Origin of the sequence: Microcoleus sp. B3-D2 (assembly GCF_036705345.1) — a bacterium.
GTDB lineage: Bacteria > Cyanobacteriota > Cyanobacteriia > Cyanobacteriales > Microcoleaceae > Microcoleus.
The window spans coordinates 1-17740 of record NZ_JAUBUG010000075.1 but is presented as its reverse complement, the minus strand read 5'-3'; the positions used below and the strand labels follow the sequence as shown (position 1 = coordinate 17740).

General features: G+C 45.4%; 17 protein-coding genes. 8 read left to right on the top strand and 9 right to left on the bottom strand.

Features of this window, described 5'->3' with window-relative positions; translation table 11 throughout:
- Positions 1-92: 92 nt before the first annotated feature.
- Positions 93-305, top strand: coding sequence for a sulfur carrier protein ThiS (gene thiS, locus QUB14_RS23310; RefSeq protein WP_015176890.1), 213 nt, complete (start codon positions 93-95; stop codon positions 303-305).
- A 202-nt stretch (positions 306-507) separates the two neighbouring features.
- On the opposite strand, the gene rpmA is transcribed toward thiS, so the two are convergent.
- Together rpmA and rplU are read right to left on the bottom strand one after the other, a co-directional pair.
- Positions 508-807 (bottom strand): 50S ribosomal protein L27, encoded by a 300-nt coding sequence (rpmA, locus tag QUB14_RS23305; RefSeq protein WP_006634942.1) that lies wholly within the window; start codon positions 805-807, stop codon positions 508-510.
- 27 nt (positions 808-834) lie between these two features.
- Positions 835-1227 (bottom strand): 50S ribosomal protein L21, encoded by a 393-nt coding sequence (gene rplU, locus QUB14_RS23300; RefSeq protein WP_172190164.1) that lies wholly within the window; start codon positions 1225-1227, stop codon positions 835-837.
- Between the two features lie 297 nt (positions 1228-1524).
- Between rplU and QUB14_RS23295 the strand changes: the two genes are divergently transcribed.
- On the top strand, positions 1525-4578 hold the full coding sequence (locus tag QUB14_RS23295) for a pentapeptide repeat-containing protein (RefSeq protein WP_333219395.1): 3054 nt from the start codon (positions 1525-1527) through the stop codon (positions 4576-4578).
- Positions 4579-4747: 169 nt separating this feature from the next.
- Here the strand turns inward: QUB14_RS23295 and QUB14_RS23290 are convergent, their stop codons facing one another.
- The 3 genes from QUB14_RS23290 to QUB14_RS23280 all read right to left on the bottom strand — a co-directional run bounded on the left by QUB14_RS23290 (position 4748) and on the right by QUB14_RS23280 (position 6847).
- Positions 4748-4963 carry a hypothetical protein gene (locus QUB14_RS23290; protein WP_333219393.1) on the bottom strand — a complete coding sequence of 72 codons (216 nt, stop codon included), beginning with the start codon at positions 4961-4963 and terminating at the stop codon, positions 4748-4750.
- Positions 4964-5288: 325 nt separating this feature from the next.
- Positions 5289-5798, bottom strand: a complete 510-nt coding sequence (locus tag QUB14_RS23285) for a DUF3122 domain-containing protein (RefSeq protein ID WP_333219391.1) — start codon at positions 5796-5798, stop codon at positions 5289-5291.
- Positions 5799-5908: 110 nt separating this feature from the next.
- Complete coding sequence (locus QUB14_RS23280) at positions 5909-6847, bottom strand: hypothetical protein (RefSeq protein ID WP_333219389.1); 939 nt, start codon at positions 6845-6847, stop codon at positions 5909-5911.
- Positions 6848-7368: 521 nt separating this feature from the next.
- Between QUB14_RS23280 and QUB14_RS23275 the strand changes: the two genes are divergently transcribed.
- Positions 7369-8901 (top strand): NB-ARC domain-containing protein, encoded by a 1533-nt coding sequence (locus QUB14_RS23275; protein ID WP_333219387.1) that lies wholly within the window; start codon positions 7369-7371, stop codon positions 8899-8901.
- A 16-nt stretch (positions 8902-8917) separates the two neighbouring features.
- On the opposite strand, the gene QUB14_RS23270 is transcribed toward QUB14_RS23275, so the two are convergent.
- Entirely contained in the window at positions 8918-9289 is a 372-nt protein-coding gene (locus QUB14_RS23270; RefSeq protein ID WP_333219385.1) for a c-type cytochrome, read from the bottom strand.
- Between the two features lie 74 nt (positions 9290-9363).
- Positions 9364-10851, bottom strand: a complete 1488-nt coding sequence (glpK, locus tag QUB14_RS23265) for a glycerol kinase GlpK (protein WP_333219383.1) — start codon at positions 10849-10851, stop codon at positions 9364-9366.
- A gap of 100 nt (positions 10852-10951) precedes the next feature.
- On the opposite strand from glpK, the gene QUB14_RS23260 reads away from it, so the two are divergent.
- Positions 10952-11536, top strand: a complete 585-nt coding sequence (locus QUB14_RS23260) for an endonuclease dU (RefSeq protein WP_333219381.1) — start codon at positions 10952-10954, stop codon at positions 11534-11536.
- Between the two features lie 193 nt (positions 11537-11729).
- Here QUB14_RS23260 and QUB14_RS23255 read toward each other — a convergent pair whose 3' ends face one another.
- On the bottom strand, positions 11730-12932 hold the full coding sequence (locus tag QUB14_RS23255; RefSeq protein ID WP_333219379.1) for a hypothetical protein: 1203 nt from the start codon (positions 12930-12932) through the stop codon (positions 11730-11732).
- Positions 12933-13974: 1042 nt separating this feature from the next.
- Between QUB14_RS23255 and apcA the strand changes: the two genes are divergently transcribed.
- From apcA to QUB14_RS23240, 3 genes are all read left to right on the top strand, one after another.
- Positions 13975-14460, top strand: a complete 486-nt coding sequence (apcA, locus tag QUB14_RS23250) for an allophycocyanin subunit alpha (protein WP_006634931.1) — start codon at positions 13975-13977, stop codon at positions 14458-14460.
- Positions 14461-14636: 176 nt separating this feature from the next.
- Positions 14637-15122 carry an allophycocyanin subunit beta gene (apcB, locus tag QUB14_RS23245; RefSeq protein ID WP_006634930.1) on the top strand — a complete coding sequence of 162 codons (486 nt, stop codon included), beginning with the start codon at positions 14637-14639 and terminating at the stop codon, positions 15120-15122.
- A gap of 265 nt (positions 15123-15387) precedes the next feature.
- Complete coding sequence (locus QUB14_RS23240; RefSeq protein ID WP_006634929.1) at positions 15388-15591, top strand: phycobilisome linker polypeptide; 204 nt, start codon at positions 15388-15390, stop codon at positions 15589-15591.
- Between the two features lie 110 nt (positions 15592-15701).
- On the opposite strand, the gene QUB14_RS23235 is transcribed toward QUB14_RS23240, so the two are convergent.
- Entirely contained in the window at positions 15702-16124 is a 423-nt protein-coding gene (locus tag QUB14_RS23235; RefSeq protein WP_333185679.1) for an EamA family transporter, read from the bottom strand.
- Positions 16125-16160: 36 nt separating this feature from the next.
- On the opposite strand from QUB14_RS23235, the gene QUB14_RS23230 reads away from it, so the two are divergent.
- Positions 16161-17381, top strand: a complete 1221-nt coding sequence (locus tag QUB14_RS23230) for an FtsW/RodA/SpoVE family cell cycle protein (protein WP_333219377.1) — start codon at positions 16161-16163, stop codon at positions 17379-17381.
- Positions 17382-17740: the final 359 nt, after the last annotated feature.

Here is a 17740-nt window from a genome sequence, read left to right as displayed (position 1 = left end):
TTTGCGATTCGTAGGGCGGGTTTAGCACAGGAAATCTGTGCATAAAATATAATTTTGTTACCAAACCCGCCCTGAAAACTGATATTTTACTTATGATAAATCAAATTGCGCTGCAAGTTAACGGAGAAACCCGCAATTGTGCGATCGACACACCGTTACCAAAATTACTAGAACAATTGGGATTAAACCCGCGCTTGGTTGCTGTGGAGTACAACGGCGAAATTCTGCACAAACAATTTTGGGAAACTACACAGATGCAAGAGGGCGACATCTTAGAAGTTGTCACAATTGTCGGGGGAGGCTAGCCACAAATGGGTGACAAATTAAGCCTCTAGTCCGCCAGGGAATGAATTCCCTGGCTAATAGCGAAAGTCCTCTCAAGAGGACTAATGAGTTCTTCAGTCCTCTTCAGAGGACTTTAGCTTTGAGGCAGGGGTTTCAACCCCTGTCGGACTATCGGTTTGAAGTTAAGTTGTCAGTAATCTGCCGAACCTAGGAACCATAAAACTAAACTGCGACAGCTTCAGCCACGGGCTCAGCCACAGGTGCTGCTACAACAGGATAAATGCTGACTTTCTTGCGAGTTTTGCCTTTTCTTTCAAAAGTCACCACACCGTCAATCATGGCAAACAGAGTATCATCTCTGCCGATACCTACATTGTTACCAGGGTGAAATTTGGTGCCGCGTTGGCGGATCAAAATGTTGCCAGCTCTGACAACTTGACCGCCGTACTTTTTGACACCCAGACGCTGAGAATTAGAATCGCGTCCGTTACGTGTACTGCCTGTACCTTTCTTGTGGGCCATAATATCCTCAACTGTATTTACTATGTTTTATTCTGAATCAGTTTCGGCGGTTTGGGGAGTTTCAACAACTGCAGCAGTTAAGTCTCTGGCGGCTAAGACTGTACCGTTGACGCTAATCGAGTCAATCATAAAGCGAGTTGTTTCTTGACGGTGCCCTTTTTTCTTCCGAGTTTTCTTTTTCGGCTTCATCTTGTAGACGAGGACTTTGCGGCCCCGGAAATGCCGGAGAACCGTTCCTTCTACAGTGGCATTTTCTAGTAGAGGCTGGCCGATATGAACCTCGCCTTCGTGCTGGATCAGAAATACTTTGTCTATGGTGACTTTGGATTCAGCTTCAACGTGAAGCAGTTCGATGTCGTAGAAGCGGCCTGGTTCTACCCGAAATTGTTTGCCGCCGGTTTCAATGATTGCGTAAGTCATGGGATGGTGGTTGAAATTGCCGTACAGGTAGCTGATGAGTCATTGGTCATTGGTCGTTGTGGACTTTTGACTGCTGACTGCTCTCCAGCTTTTGGAATGTCTTAACCTGATCCGAGCCGGATTTAGACAGACAATCTACTATTATTGCGGATTCTTGTAGTTTTGTCAAGGTAAAAGGCACTTAATCTTTTCTAATTGTTAGTTTGAGAACAGATTTGTGGCGACGAACTACGGAATGCTTACAGAGTTAAATGTAGATTTTCTCGGATTCTCTCTTCTGAAACAGGGCAGGTAAAAATGGCAAATCGCATCGGCAAATTCTTAAATAGTGATATCAAAGAACTGTTTTCCGCCGAAGCAGCGGAGGGAATCGGAGAAGCTGGGAAAACAGCCGCCGAATTGGCAAAAATGTTCAAAGAACAAGGGCTGGACAATAGCAACTTGCTGCTAGAGGTTTTGAACTCTCCCTTAGCTCAAGTTGTGGGAACTGGATTGCCATTTATCGGGATGGCGGGGAAAATGCTGGCATTTTTTATCGAAAAAACTCAAATGCAGCCGACTTTAGCTGAGTGCATTTTCCTCGTCAGTCAGGCGGCTTATCTGGAAAGTTTTAAGGATTTTCTTGAAGAAGACGAGAATGTGTTAAATCGCATCGGGAAAACTCCGGTTTCGGATGGAGTTAAGCAGTTGCTTGAAAAATTGGCAGATTTAGAATTTAACGATAAAGCAGCCAAAGAAACTGTTATTTGCTTCCGCGATTCGATGTTAGCCACGGAATTTAACGTAGTGCTGTCAGAACGGCTACAACAAGCAGGACTAAATGCCGATGAAGCTCATATTTTGACAAAGAGAGTTGCTGCTAATACTCACCGCTATTTAATCGAAGCTTGGGCAGTTTCCGGCGATGCCATGAAACATCTCGGACAGCCTTCTATCAGAGAATGGCGGGAGGAACAAGAGAAATATCAAAGCATTGACAAATACCTGCAAGAACAGATTGCCTCTCTACCTCTAGAACCTGTATTTTCAGAAAATTTCTCATTCAAGGATGTCTACGTGCCTCTGAAGGCAAAGCCAATTGATAAAAAGGGCAATCGTGTTAAAAATACAGAACATTTCGATTTAGCAAGTTGGGCAAAAAAATTGCTTGAGGATGGCAAAAAAGAAAATCAAGTAATGTTTGTCGAAGCTGGACCAGGACGCGGCAAGAGCGTTTTTTGTCGGATGTTTGCTGACTGGGTGCGGCAACATTTGCATCCAGTTTGGACTCCCGTGTTAATTCGACTGCGAGATATTCCCATATTGCAAAAGAGTTTTCGAGAAACACTCAAAGAAGCAGTTAATGCTGGTTTTGCTAGCGATGACGGCTGGTTGACAGATAGAAACACGCGATATTTGTTTTTCTTGGATGGCTTTGACGAGTTGCTGATGGAGGGGAGAAGTAGCGGCGGTTTAGAGCAATTTCTCAAGCAAGTAGGACAATTTCAGTGGGACTGCGCTCAGAATTCGGAAATGGGACACCGGGTTTTGATTACTGGGAGAACTTTAGCTTTGCAAGGGATTGAAAGGCAAATGCCGGATAATCTGGAGCGAGTCGAAATTCAGGTAATGGATGACGGGCTACAGCAGCAGTGGTTGAGCAAGTGGGAAACACAATTAGGGGAAGAAACCAGCTCAGCGTTTCAGCATTTTTTGCAAGATAAATGTTGTCCAGAGCAGGTCAAATCAGACTTGGCGCGAGAACCGCTCTTGCTTTATCTGTTAGCAGCGATGCACCGAGATGGAGAGTTGAAAGTTGAGAATTTTCAAGGAACTAACAGCACTCAAGCAAAAATTTTAATTTACAACCAAGCTGTAAATTGGGTACTCATAAAACAGCGGTCTGACAACTTCAATAAGAGGCTCAATCAAGATTTGACAGGACTCGAAACAGAGGGTTTGCGGCGCATCCTGACAGAAGCAGGGTTGTGCGTGGTGCAGTCGGGAGGGGAATGCGCTCCTGTAACGATGATTGAAAAACGATTGAAAGCAGATAACTCGGTTAAATCATTACTTGAAAAAGCACGAGAACGGATTAACAATGATAATCCTCTGAGAAATGCTTTGGCGGTTTTTTATCTTCAGCAAGGCAGTAAAGAAGGTTCTGTGGAGTTTGTACACAAGAGTTTTGGTGAATTTCTGTGTGCGGAACGGTTGAAAGAAAGTCTGGAAGATTGGACGGAAACGCGAAAGAAAGGTAAAGAATTTAATACTAAAGACGATGATATGGACTGGGAGATTTATGATTTGTTGGGTTATGGGCCGCTGACAGAAGAAATTGTGGAATATTTGATGGGGTTGTTAACAACTCCGGCTGGTGCAAGGCAAGCAAGTCAGTTTGGCTTTGTGGAGTTATTCCAGCGTCTGGAATATTTTTATCAGCGGTGGTGCGAGGGGGAATTTATTGATATGCTGCCGGAAAGTTTGCCTCAGAAGAAGATGAGGCTGCTGCCCGAACAACTATTGAAAACTCAAAAATTGGGGCAGCGACAAATAGATATTTATGCTGGTTTGAATGTGATGATTTTGCTGTTGGAGTTGCATCGTTACGGTCAGCAGAGAGATGAATTAAAAGACAAAATAATGTTTTATCCTTGTGGGGAACCTAATGCTGAAGGTAAACTTGACGATGCAAGTCGGTTGTTGCGTCTCATCGGTTATAGCTGTTGTGTTGGGTATGTTGGCTTTCTCCAAACAGTTGGGACATTCCTCAGTGGCGCACACCTCAGCGGCGCAAACCTTGGCGGCGCAGAACTCTGTGGCGCAGACCTCGACGGCGCAAAACTCTGTGGCGCAAACCTCAACGGCGCAGAACTCAGCGACGCATATCTCATTGACGCAGACCTAAGTGGCGCAAACCTCAGCAGCGCATACCTCAACAGTGCAGACCTCAGCGGCGCAAACCTCAGCAGCGCAGACCTCAGCGGTGCAGACCTCAGCAGCGCAAACCTCAGCGGCGCAAACCTCAGCGGCGCAAACCTCAGCGGCGCAAACCTCTGGGACGCAAACCTCAGCCGCGCAAACCTCAGCCGCGCAGACCTCATAGGCGCAGACCTCAGCGACGCAGACTTCAGCGGCGCAGACCTCTGCCGCGCAAACCTCTGCCGCGCAGACCTTAGCGGCGCAGACCTCTGCCGCGCAGACCTCAGCGGCGCAGACCTCAGTGGCGCAAACCTCAGCGGCGCAAACCTCGGCGATCACACTTTGGGATATATCCGATGGGATGAAGACACAAACTGGGAGAATGTTCGAGGTTTGGATACAGCCGTTGGTGTTCCAGAAGCGTTAAGGCGACAGCTAGGAATGCAGTAGAAACCTTTTTCCAGGCTTGGCGTATCATTTTTATGAACAGGCTTTCCGGCCTGTTCCACAAAGACAGAATTTTCTTGTGGGGTGGGCCCGGGAGTCCGCGCCCGAAAGGCAGATCGACATACGAAGGTCGATCGACCTTATTTTATCCAAAAGGTCGATCGAACGGGATTCAAGCCGTCACAGAACATCTGCGCGATCGTAACAACTCCAAAGCTTGCTGTTTCACCCTACCTTCCATCACCTCTTTTTGCAAAGTAATAAAAGCCTCAAAATCTTCTAAACCGTACTTAGTCATCTGCAACTGCTGTCGCAACTGTTCTTCTGCCTCAACCGTTAAGCAACCTGTTGCCAAAGCTTTTCGGACAATTTTACTGATTAAAGTCATACTAGATTCACCCTGAATACACCTACATTAAAACACTGAAGTTTTGTCACCCGACTAACTCAGGTTTTAGTTTGTTTCATAATTACACTTCAAATAGGTTAAATCTACCTTAAGGTGTATGTAAATAAAGTTATTTTGGATACATCCAGGAAACTGTAGGGACTTTAAATGTAGAGTGCGATTAAATTGATCTATTTAGTTTTTGCCAGAGTATATTATTCTTCCCTTACCTTAAATCTCCCTTAAGGCATAATTTCAACACAGCGATTTGTGACATTGGAAATTGTATCGATTTTAAATGTAGAGTGCGTTTAAATTGGTATATTTAGTTTCTGTCTAACAACAGCCGCCATTCTCTGACAGCAAAAGGAGGAACCAGCAATTCTGTTTCTTTTTGATTTTTTACGGGAAAATTCAACAGCAAAGGTCGATTACTTTCCAATTGTGTAATTATTGATTTGAAATCGTATTCTCCGACATTAATTGGCAAACCAGACTCGTTCCAAATATCATTAGCATTGCCAATTTCGCGCTTGCCCGCCGCAACTTTCAGCGGAAACGGGTGCTGCAATTCTGTTCCGGGAAATCCTACTAATCTCAGATTTAAAGACTTTACTACTCCCGACTTGACTCGCTTGTACAAAACAACTTGCCATGCTTTGTCATCTGTATCACGCAGGCTTTGTACGGATCGGAACATTACTGTCTCCGCAGTTTCTGGATATTTGTGAATCGAGGCGAAAGCAGGCGGGCTAACCGCTAAGATTAGATACAAACACAAGCTAATTACAGTTAAAGCCTTGAAGAGGGAAGGTTTTGTACTGAGATTGTTCATAGGATGACCAAAATATCGCTTGTTACCCAAAAGTTTAATAGATAAAAAAGTAGGGTGCGTCGCACGCACCCTACTACTCATTTTAAACCTAGATGAATCCAACTGCCTGCTTAGGCGGGAAGAGCATAAAAAGCAACCCCCTCATCCCGGAAATCTGACCTCCCCTGTACCGCCCGCCGCTGCTCTGCGCTTGCTGTGAAAAAGTGTGTAATATTTTGCGAATTTTCCCGTTCCCTCGCCAGGTTGGTAAAACGATAGATGGGTATTGCACCCGGAACTGCCGTGCTATATGAATTGAAAACCTCCCCCTGATCGCGGAACTGGGGTAAGGTGCGAACAAACTGTATCTCACCAGGTTTATTCGTAAAGAAATAGGTTCCTGATGCCGTATTTAAGAAGCGTTGAACCTTTGCGTTACCGTCGCCTGGAGCAACAAATTCATCGCCTTCACTCTGGAAACGAGAAGGGTTGGTTAGTCGGTCACTTTTCTCTATTGGGTCTGTAGTATAAAAATGCCCTCCTGCCGTCTTGTCAAAGAAACGCGCGACGGGAATGCCACTACTGCCTGCTTGATTTACATTCGCACCTGTTATAGGGTCTTTCAAGGTCACACTGCCACTGGGAGTTGAAACCTGTAATGTGAAAGGCTGAGGAAGTTCGGTTAACGTATTATAGCTAGTCACGCGGACTACATAGTCCACACCAGGCACACTTGTAAGCGGGTTAGAAGCACCATTGAAGTATTGGGTACCAAAACCCGCTATTTTTGGGTTTGGGAAGCCGCCGCTATCATCATCCTGAGCAACAAGAAGAGCCCCATCAGCGACATTCGCACCCATGCTGCCATTGGGTACCTGAAAGACTTGCACGTAAGGGTCGAAGCTAGTGCTCAGATCTTTAAAAAGATCAATAGATATAGGCTGATTAACTAACTCTACGTCTAAGAGGTAATCTTTAGCGCGAGTTCTTGCAGAACCATCGCCAGGATTAGGAGTCGGGATATTTTTGTCAGTTGCAGTTAACTGATTTGTCACTTGAACTGATGCCATTTAAGCTGTCCTCTTAACTTTTCGGATAGCAGGTGTTATAAAATCCTGCCTTCTACATTTATAAAACACTCAATACCGATAAGTCACCTAACAGCTATTAGTATTTTTATTAGGTATTTTTCTGAGAACTACACAAAATTAAAATTATTTATTTAAATTTAATTAACAATACTTAGCGGTAATTAAACAAAATTTATCTTTAAAATATTGAATGAGAGCCTAAGAATGCTATTCTACCGTTTGTATGGGGGCTTGATGAAAGCCTGAAACCCTGATTGTATAGTTAGCGATTGAAAACTATCCTAAGTGTTATTATAAAATTAGTCCGCCTATGTACTCAATTTCGCATATTATACAGAAAGTTTCGGTATAACTCGTAGTTAGACCGATGAGGTAGCTACCACAGAATTACGTTGTCTATGCGTAAGCCCTGTGGGAGTATAAGGGTAAGGTGCGATCGCTAAGTAATACCAGTTCTTCAAAATCAGACAATAATCCAGTTGACGGGGTGTTTACTTATTATGAATATACATGACACACAGCGAAATAAACCTTTACAAATACCAGCACTGAAGTTTATAGAAGCTGAGGCTGGCTGGAATCTCCCACAGTTATATGCAGACTTGACAGCGGCCAAGCAAGAATATGTTACCAGTAGAAAGCAGCGACTCACCCCTTTAGAAAAAACGTACCTGCGAGGATTGCTTTGCAATTATAGTCCGTCGGAAATTGCCGTCGCACTCCATCGTGAATGCACGGGTATTAGAGTAGATTTATCAAGAGGGCTGTATCGCTACATAGAAGTTTTGACGCTGCAACAACCCAAAGACTGGAAAGAAATCCCCAGTATGCTAGAAAGATGTGGTTATAAACAAAAGAGTAGCGGAGAAACATTGCATTCTACATTGATAAATTCTGCCCCAACTCCCCAATTTTCCATCGAAAATCGAACTGAATGGGGGCTGGGGGTAGATACGTCTATTTTCTACGGACGTACAACAGAACTTGGTAACTTAAGGCAATGGATTTTACAGGAAAACTCTCGCTTAGTTGCTATATTGGGTATGGGTGGCATTGGCAAAACTGCTTTAGCATCTAAGCTAATAAATATGATTAAATACCAGTTTGAGTGTTCGATTTGGCTCAACCTCAGTCATTCACCTCTATTGGCATATACTCTGGGAAATTTAATCGAATGTTTATCCGATCAACCGCTAAGCGATTTAGAGAAATTGCGGTTAGTTAGTCACTCTAAAAAAAACTTTTTTCCAGCGCCGCTTGAATTTTTTCGGGACAGTCTAATTGCTTCCACAAATGCAATAGAACCGACAATCATCGCTGAGGCGATCCAGCGCCTGATTCACTGTTTACAAAAGCATCGATGCTTGATAATTTTAGATGGGTGGGAAGCTGTTTTCTGCACTAGGCAGTTAACAGGAAACTATCGAAAAGGGTATGAAGCATATGGGGAACTTCTGAAACAAGTAGGAGAATTGCAGCATCAAAGTTGCTTAGTGTTGACTAGCTGTGAAAAACCTAAAGAAATTGCAGCGTTAGAAGGTGAAAATCAATCTGTACGGTCATTAAGATTGGGTAGTTTGGGACAAGCGGCAGTGGAAATATTTAAAAATAAGGGTTTGTCTGAAGAAGGTCAATACTCAGAATTAATAGAGGCTTACAGCGGCAATCCTTTAGCGTTAAAAATAGTAACAACAACTATTAATGATATGTTTGGCGGAAGCATTGCTAACTTTTTAAGACATGGGCCGTTGCTGGGAGATTATAGCGATACGTTATCTCGGCAGTTTCATCGCTTATCAGCATTAGAAATTCAGTTATTACACAGTATGACGAAAGAAGTCAAGCCTGTTGGGTGTGAAAATTTGTACTCAAATATTCAGCAAGATCGGGATTCAGAATTGCTGAAGGCGCTGGAATCGCTTTTAAGGCGATCGCTAATTGAAACAGTCCAAGCCGAAAGTGAAACTCTGTTCGCGCTTCAACCTGCGATAAAGAAATATCTGATGTCTGTGGCAAGATTGCCTAAGCTATAAATAATCTACCGAGGTGCTATTTCCAATCGGTTTCAGCTTGGGATAGCACGTAAGCTGAAACATCGATAATTTGTTGTTCCGACAAACGATCTTTGTAAGCGGGCATAATACCTTGGCCATTGGTTACTAAGTTGGAAATGTTGGCGATGGAATCCATGCCGTATTTTTTTAAAGCTTTTTGTTTCAAGTTTTTGCCGCGCCTGATAATGTTGCCGCCGTTGATGTGACAGCCTGCACAGTTGGCGCTGAAGACTTCGGCTGCGGTTGCGGGATTTGTAGCTGTATCTGCGAGGGCGATTTGGGAATTAGCAGCGATTTCTACAAATGCCAGTGTCAGTATCAATACAAATGCGGCGAGAATTTTTTTTAAGTTCTTTAGCGAAATCATCTATTTGCAACTTGAAAAATAGTGCTGGATTTAATGATATCACTAAATACGGATTTTCGGGTTAACTCAGCTATTCATTCTTCCCAATCGAAAGTGCGGGAAACTGCTTTTTTCCAAAAGCGATATTTTTGCTCGCGAAGTGCGATCGGCATTTTCGGTTCCCAAGTACAATCCACCGCCCAATTGTCGCGCAATTCGGCTAGCTGACTCCAAAAACCTACCGCCAAACCGGCCGCATAAGCCGCACCGAGTGCAGTAGTTTCTGCTACCACAGGCCGCACCACAGGCACTCCCAAAACATCGCTCTGAAACTGCATCAGCGTGTGATTTCCCACCATACCTCCGTCTACTTTTAAAGACAAAAGCTGCACTGCTGAATCCTGATTCATCGCATCCAATATTTCCCGCGTTTGCCACGCTGTCGCTTCCAATACTGCGCGGGCAATGTGTGCCTTAGTCGCGTAGCGAGTTAAACCTGCAATTACTCCCCGGGCGCTGTCTTTCCAATAAGGCGCGTAGAGTCCCGAAAAGGCCGGAACAACGTAAACTCCGCCGCTATCTTCGACTGTATTTGCTAATGTTTCTACTTCCGCAGATGTGTTGATGATACCCAAATTGTCCCGCAGCCACTGCACTAAAGCTCCGGCGATCGCAATACTGCCTTCCAAAGCATACACAGCGGGCGATTCCCCCATCTTGTAGGCGACTGTTGTCAGCAACCCGTTTTTTGAAGGGACGATCGCCTCACCAGTATTCAGCAGCATAAAACAGCCCGTGCCGTAAGTATTTTTTGCCTCCCCGGGACTGAAACAAGTTTGCCCGACGAGAGCGGCCTGCTGATCGCCCAAAGCAGCAGCAATTGGAACACCTGCAAGCAATCCTTTTGCAGTTCCAAAAACTTGACTCGAAGGGCGAATTTCTGGCAGCATCTGGCGGGGAATTGCCATTATTTCCAAAGTTTCGGCATCCCAATCGAGGGTTTGCAAATCCATCAGCATCGTGCGGCTGGCGTTGGTAACATCGGTAATGTGCGCGCCGCCAGTCAGGTGCCAAATCAGAAAAGTATCGACATTGCCAAAAATAGCATCCCCTTGATTTGCAGCTTCCCGCAATCCTGGAATATTGTCCAGCATCCACTTAATTTTCGGCCCGCTGAAATAAGTTGCCAGCGGCAAACCGCATCGTTTTTGAAATCGATCTTTGCCCTTAACTTCAGCTAATTGATCGCAAATAAAGCGAGTGCGGGTATCTTGCCAAACAATCGCATTGCCGTAAGGCTTGCCAGTTTTTCTGTTCCAAACAATTGCAGTTTCGCGCTGGTTGGTAATACCGAGGGCCGCAATATTTTTCGGGTCGATATTGCCGATTTCGAGGGCATTTTTAATCACGCTTTGGGTGCGCTGCCAAATTTCCTCGGGATTGTGTTCAACCCATCCTGGTTGCGGATAGATTTGCTGGTGTTCTTGTTGGTTGCTGCAAATTATCTGTCCCTGGCGATCGAATATGATAAATCTGGTGCTGGTGGTTCCTTGGTCGATCGCTGCTACGTATTTTTTTACCAATTGTCTAAAATATTTTTAGTAATGAGGTCTTTAACGTATATGATACTGTATCTAGAAGTCAAATTAATATCAAAAACTTTAGCTTACGGAATTCCCCAAGTTGAAACTGGCAGATTTGCTGAGGCTCGATCGCACAATTAAGGTTATTGGCTTTGACGACGCTCCGTTTTCTCGTACAAGCGGCAGTCTGGTGTCGATCGCGGGCATAGTCTGCGGGGGAACTCGATTTGAAGGAATGGTGTGGGGACAAGTTTTCCCCGACGGATTAGATGCTACGGATGCTATTTCTGGCCTACTCCTCGGAGGCAAATTTCTGCCGCAATTGCATCTCGTTTTGCTAGACGGAATTGCTTTCGGTGGCTTCAATATTATTGACCTTCCCGAGTTAGCATCGCGGCTGCAAATTCCTTGCGTTGCTGTCATGCGCCGCCAACCAGATTTAGCTGCTGTTGAAAAAGCCCTCCGCCATTTACCAGACTCGGAATACCGTTTAGAATTGTTGCGCCGCGCTGGTAAAATTTACGCTTTTGAACCTTTCTTTTTTCAAGTTTGCGGCGAAAAACCAGAAGTAATTGCGCTGGTGCTTCAGCGTTTGACAGACACTGGAAAAGTTCCTGAAGCTTTGCGTTTAGCTCATTTGATTGGTGCGGCGGTAATTAATGGAGTTAGTGGCAGTTCTGCTTGAATTATTGTTAAGAACGGGCAAGATGCCCGTTCCACAAAGAGTAAATTTTCTTGTGGGGTGGGCCGGAGATCCCGTTAAGAACGGGCAAGATGCCCGTTCCACAAAGAGTAAATTTTCTTGTGGGGTGGGCATCCTGCCCGCCCATGAAAGGCTTATTGACAATGGTGCAATATGTCAGTTTGTACTCGCTTACTTACACAATTTCGCCGTCCATTTCACCGAATTCGATTTTAGTTCCCAATGCCAAAGTCAGGGTACTTTCAGGTTCTACCATTTTTATATCGCCTTGAATGTCTGTAGCCCACCAAGCGCGATCGCACAAATTGGTCAATCCTAACGAAAGCTCGTTTCTCGATCGAGAAGTAACTATAGCTACAAGACCGTTAGAGGCTGCGGCTGTTAAACTCGGTATGTCAGAGTTGAATAGTTGAGTTCCCGCACTCAGAGGAATAACTCGACTGCCTAATTTCAGAGAAAGTTGGCTGCTGGTAAAAGAATTTACTGCGGGCTGATCTGATATAAAGGTAGGCGGAATATTTGCTGGTGTCGGGGCTGGCAAGTCAGAGTTTCCTACTGTAATTGTACAGTTGCCGATTTTCTTTTGGTCGCCCGATCGCAAATAACTCACCGCCCCACTATCAACATTCTCGCAAACAATTTGACCTGCTTCCAATTGAAACCGCATGGCCAAGGGCGAAACATTAGGAATGCAGATAATAGACAAATTTTCATCACTGCCAAAAGTGATCGGTTCCGATCCCAGAGTGAGAGTGCGATTTGCTCCGGTATCGTAACTAATTACCAGCCAAGCTTTGTTGAACAAAGTTTCGGCTACAACTAGCATAATTCCAATCCAAAAACCGATCGCAGCACAGCCAGCTAAACGGCCCGCAGTACCGGATAAATTGTAAGCAAACAGAATAAACAAACAGCCGCCCAAAACTCCTCCAACACCGCCGCCTCCCGTGCCGCGAAGCGCTCCCAAATTAGGAATCCGCTGTGCAAGTCCAAGTCCTAACAAACTGCCAGCTATTCCCCAGCAAATTACTCGCAATAATTCGTTGTTTCCGTCGCCAATTCCGCTGTAAATACCTTCTGCGATCGCCCCAGAAATCGCTCCTGCTATTAAACCAAACAATCCGCCATTTTTTAAAGCCTGTTTAACTTGAGGCTTGCCTTTGATATAGTAATAATAGCCGAACATGATAGCAGTAGCAATGCCACCGCCTACCAATCCAAACCAGCGAGCTGTGGACAATACACTGTCAAAAACAGATTCCGAACCAGTGAGCCCCTGCATGAAAGGTTCGGTGATTAGATTGCCGGCGAAACCGCCGACAGCACCGCTAATGCCAAACTGTAAAGCTTTTTTAAGGGCTGATAGATTTCTTTTCACGGCGCACCAGATTAAAAGTGAGAGTCAAATCTAGCTACAAGCTCGAAAGTTACGATTTCCGACGATCTGATATCTTGCACCATTATCAAGAACAGGCGATCGGGCCTGTTCCACAAATACAAAGAGTGAGTTTTGTTGTAGGGAGTAGGGGTTGGGTAGGAAACATTGGTGTCAACTTAAGCTTTTAGTCCGCCAGTCCTCCCGCTCACCCGGCAGTCCGCCAGGGAATGAATTCCCTGTCTAATAGCGAAAGTCCTCTAAAAGAGGACTGAATCATTCATTAGTCCTCTTTTAGAGGACTTTCGCTTTGAGGCAGGGGTTTCAACCCCTGACGGACTATCGGTTTTACCTTAAGTTGACACGCATTGGGCAAGATATCCCGCCCGTCCACGACTTATTGAGAATGGTGCAAGATGTGAGACGATCGCACATCTCCTCCTCTATCTCCGGCCTGTCTCCCTTCCCTCTCAGGGAAAAGTCTTTGAGCGTTGCGCCGTCGCCCGCCACAAATCCCCCTTAATAATCTCTCGCCTGTAACCCTTGCTGCGAGGGAATTATAGCGATTTTTTGTCCGTGAAATTTTAACGCAGAACACCCTAGCGAGGGCCCAAATATGAAAAGGAATGTTACAAACTATTACAGTAACACTCAGAATGTGAACATAATGCCTCAAAATACTTGCGAGAGGTAGTTGTGTCAGAGAAGCAATATCCTTACTAACTGCCGGACAGTCACTCGATCGCCACTAAGTGGCCTGCTGCAATCTCGATCGTAAATTAAAGATCGCATCAGTCATTTGTGGTATTGTAAGCGACAGGCTTAGTGCGAGCACTCACAACCGCACCGGCGTGAAGAACGAGCGCCGTTAAGCACCGAAGGCAGTCACCCGCCAACAACTTCAACAGTTGCTGAGTGTGGAAAGTCCAGCCTTCCCGGTCAAAGCTCCTGCCTGAGCAGGAAAGATACGGGACGCAAGCGCCCGCCTTCGCTAGCCCAGCGCAGAGCAGTTCATATAGCAAAATATCCAGCGGGTACACACAAGATGAGTATCGTCACCAAATCAATCGTCAACGCAGACGCCGAAGCTCGCTACTTGAGCCCAGGTGAATTAGATCGGATCAAGAGCTTTGTCACCTCTGGTGAACGCCGCGTCCGCATCGCCCAAATTTTGAGCGAATCCCGCGAACGCATCGTCAAGCAAGCAGGCGACCAACTTTTCCAAAAGCGCCCTGATATTGTTTCTCCCGGCGGCAACGCTTACGGCGAAGAAATGACCGCAACTTGCTTGCGCGACATGGATTACTACCTGCGTTTGATCACCTACGGAATCGTAGCTGGCGACATTACTCCGATCGAAGAAATCGGTATTGTCGGCGTCCGCGAAATGTACAAATCTCTCGGCACCCCGATTGAAGGCGTCGCCGAAGGCATTCGCGCTATGAAAAGTGCAGCAAGCTCGCTGCTGTCTGGAGAAGACGCTTCCGAAGCTTCCTCTTACTTCGACTACGTTATCGGTGCGATGCAGTAAGGAATTTCGATTTTAGGTTTTCGATTTTAGATTAAAAAATTGGAGGTTGCCGGCAACAAGTTAAAAGCTTTTGCAAATAACCAGCCAGTTAAAAATCTCAAATCTCAAATCCCAAATTCCAAATTCTAGCTCCAAAATTGGACTGACTCAGCCACTTTCTAGGAAACAAGACAACCATGCAAGACGCAATTACCGCCGTTATCAATTCCTCTGACGTTCAAGGTAAGTACCTGGACATCAGCGCTCTAGACAAGCTCAAGAACTACTTTGCTTCTGGCGAACTGCGCGTCCGCGCCGCTACAGCCATCAGCGCCAATGCAGCCACAATCGTCAAAGAAGCAGTTGCTAAGTCTCTGTTGTACTCTGACGTGACTCGTCCCGGCGGCAATATGTACACCACTCGTCGTTATGCAGCTTGCATCCGCGACTTGGACTACTACCTCCGCTACGCCACCTACGCTATGCTAGCTGGCGACCCTTCCATCCTCGATGAGCGCGTGCTCAACGGTTTGAAAGAAACCTACAACTCCTTGGGCGTGCCCATCGGTTCTACCGTACAAGCAATCCAAGCAATGAAAGAAGTCACCGCTGGTTTGGTCGGTTCTGACGCTGGTAAAGAAATGGGCGTCTATTTCGACTACATCTGCTCTGGCTTGAGCTAAGACTCAGGAAGAAGGAAGAAGGAAGAAGGAAGAAAGAAGAAGAAATAACATTTATTTCTTGCCTCTTTTAACTTTTAACTTTGGACTTGTTACCTTTGGCTTTGAAAAGAGGTCAGGGAAGTTGAGAGTGATTGCTAGACCGTCAAAGGCTTGTCGAGAAAGCCCGACGAGTTTTAACGAGCTAGTTTTGACTCCTAACTCCCTGCCTTCAATCTTTAAAAAATCCATCTAATAATCTGTAAACCTACTCAGGAGTTAGTTTCCCATGAGAATGTTTAAGGTGACTGCTTGCGTCCCCAGTCAAACTCGCATCCGCACTCAGCGCGAATTGCAAAATACCTATTTTACTAAGCTGGTTCCTTACGACAACTGGTTCCGGGAACAGCAAAGAATTATGAAAATGGGCGGCAGAATTATTAAAGTGCAACTGGCTACCGGTAAGCCCGGAGCTAATACAGGCCTGCTTTAAGAGCCGAAGCTGGATTAGTAGAGGGGTAAGAGGTCGCATCGACCTCTTTTTTGTTTGTTATTTTAAAGGAAGAATGTCCAGCGTTGTTAATCTAATCATTGACAAATATTTCAATAAGCAGAAAGTATAACTGCGATTATGGCTAACAAAACAGCAAGCATTTGTGGTAATGTAATAGCCTCTTTCAAGAATAAAGACGATAATAATATAGTAATCAGCGGGTAGATAGAAGTAACACTCACTACATTGGCAACTTCACCTTTACCAAGGGCTATAAAAAATACTAATGATGCCACAGTGCCAGAAACGCCAACTACCATCGCAAACAAAATTCCCCTAACATCTCCCTCAAAACTAAAATTATTAGTGTGGAAAATAATAAATAAAGTAGTTAAAATAGCGCCAATTGCTTCATAAACAAAAGCAGTTTTGTAGTCAATATATTTAGTCGCTAAATTGCCAAAAAATCCCCACAAACCATATAATAGCGAGCAGATTAATGCGTAAAATAACCAATCTGGTACTTTAGCCATCTTTGTTAGAGTTTATGGAGATCATTCTAAAATCCTATGGCTAATGACATTCGACGCTTGATTCCCTTTTTTGACCCCAGCGCGTCTCAATGGGCCGCTGAGGCTCGGTGGCTGAGGTGGCTGACTTTTCTGTGGCTGTTTGTAGGGCTGACAGCATTGTTTTCGGCTTCCTATCCCATTGCAAATTATGAATTTGGAGACGGCCTTTATTATTTTAAACGACAGCTAGTCGCAGTGGCGATCGGGCTGGCCGGCTTTAACTTGATGGTGTACTCCCCACTGCGCTACATCATGAAAACATCTCAGTTAGGTGTTTTGTTGCTGCTGGGATTGCTCTGGTTGACCTTAGTTCCGGGAGTGGGAACCACAATCAACGGGGCGACTCGCTGGATATCTCTGGGCCCGGTTCCGATTATTCAACCTTCTGAGTTGATCAAGCCGTTTTTTGTTCTCCAAAGCGCCCGCATTTTCGGCAACTGGTCCCGGTTGACGAATAAAGTTCGGTTAACTTGGCTGTTAATTTTCGGTGCAATGCTGTTGGGAATTTTGTTGCAGCCGAATTTAAGTACCACGGCTTTGTGCGGGATGACTTTGTGGTTGGTGGCTTTGGCTGCGGGCTTGCCTTACTTGCAGTTGGGCGCAACGGCTATGGGGGGAATGCTTTTAGCCGTTTTAAGTATTAGTTTTAGGGAATACCAGCGCCGCCGGATTATGTCTTTCCTCAATCCTTGGGCAGATCCGATGCAAGACGGCTATCAGTTGATTCAAAGTCTTCTGGCTGTCGGTTCTGGGGGTATCTGGGGTGTGGGTTTGGGGATGTCCCAGCAAAAGTTATTTTATTTGCCTATTCAGTACAGCGATTTTATTTTTGCTGTGTTTGCTGAGGAGTTTGGCTTGGTGGGAGGTTTCTCGCTGTTGCTGATGTTGGCGGCTTACTCTACTGTGGCGTTGAGGGTAGCGATGAAGGCTCGAAATAGTGAGAGTCAGTTGGTGGCGATTGGGGTGATGGTGGTGATGGTGGGACAGTCGCTGCTGAATATTGGGGTGGCGACGGGGGTTTTGCCGACTACGGGTTTGCCGCTGCCGTTTTTTAGTTACGGGGGTTCTTCGATGTTGGCGAGTTTGTTGTTGTCCGGGTTGCTGATTCGGGTGGCGAGGGAGAGTTCTGAGGCTGATGTGGTTTCTTTAAACGGCCTCCGTGGAAAGCCGGGAAAGCCGAACTTGCGATCGAACAACGGCACTACACAAACCGAATAATTTGTCAAGTTATTTCTTTGACGCGCGGGTAGCTAGAAACCGGGTTGTTTAACCAAAATATTTGCTTAAAACCTTCAATAAGAGTCAAAAAACCCGGTTTCTTTACCTTATGGTGCCCTGTCATTCCGCGCGATCGACTATTTCCGCCCGTCACCTTTATTGGGCGGTTCTTCTTGTTGTTCTTGAGGTTTAGCTGTAATGTCAGTTATAGCAACCGCCAAGGCGGTTAGGATGCAAGGCGTAGGACATCTAAGGGTCGCATCACGTAAACAGTCAAACCGCTCTTATACCAATTTCCTAAAGTAGTGCTACAATTAGTAAAGGTGATTTTTGTAAGTTAGTAGCCAAACAGAAGGAGG

Excerpts from the sequence above, each read along its gene's own strand:
- QUB14_RS23275 (WP_333219387.1), top strand. The coding sequence starts at position 7,369 with ATGAATATACATGACACACAGCGAAATAAACCTTTACAAATACCAGCA.
- QUB14_RS23290 (WP_333219393.1), bottom strand. The coding sequence starts at position 4,963 with ATGACTTTAATCAGTAAAATTGTCCGAAAAGCTTTGGCAACAGGTTGC.
- rplU (WP_172190164.1), bottom strand. The coding sequence starts at position 1,227 with ATGACTTACGCAATCATTGAAACCGGCGGCAAACAATTTCGGGTAGAA.
- QUB14_RS23285 (WP_333219391.1), bottom strand. The coding sequence starts at position 5,798 with ATGAACAATCTCAGTACAAAACCTTCCCTCTTCAAGGCTTTAACTGTA.
- QUB14_RS23270 (WP_333219385.1), bottom strand. The coding sequence starts at position 9,289 with ATGATTTCGCTAAAGAACTTAAAAAAAATTCTCGCCGCATTTGTATTG.
- thiS (WP_015176890.1), top strand. The coding sequence starts at position 93 with ATGATAAATCAAATTGCGCTGCAAGTTAACGGAGAAACCCGCAATTGT.
- QUB14_RS23235 (WP_333185679.1), bottom strand. The coding sequence starts at position 16,124 with ATGGCTAAAGTACCAGATTGGTTATTTTACGCATTAATCTGCTCGCTA.
- QUB14_RS23240 (WP_006634929.1), top strand. The coding sequence starts at position 15,388 with ATGAGAATGTTTAAGGTGACTGCTTGCGTCCCCAGTCAAACTCGCATC.
- QUB14_RS23230 (WP_333219377.1), top strand. The coding sequence starts at position 16,161 with ATGGCTAATGACATTCGACGCTTGATTCCCTTTTTTGACCCCAGCGCG.
- QUB14_RS23280 (WP_333219389.1), bottom strand. The coding sequence starts at position 6,847 with ATGGCATCAGTTCAAGTGACAAATCAGTTAACTGCAACTGACAAAAAT.
- rpmA (WP_006634942.1), bottom strand. The coding sequence starts at position 807 with ATGGCCCACAAGAAAGGTACAGGCAGTACACGTAACGGACGCGATTCT.
- apcA (WP_006634931.1), top strand. The coding sequence starts at position 13,975 with ATGAGTATCGTCACCAAATCAATCGTCAACGCAGACGCCGAAGCTCGC.
- QUB14_RS23295 (WP_333219395.1), top strand. The coding sequence starts at position 1,525 with ATGGCAAATCGCATCGGCAAATTCTTAAATAGTGATATCAAAGAACTG.
- apcB (WP_006634930.1), top strand. The coding sequence starts at position 14,637 with ATGCAAGACGCAATTACCGCCGTTATCAATTCCTCTGACGTTCAAGGT.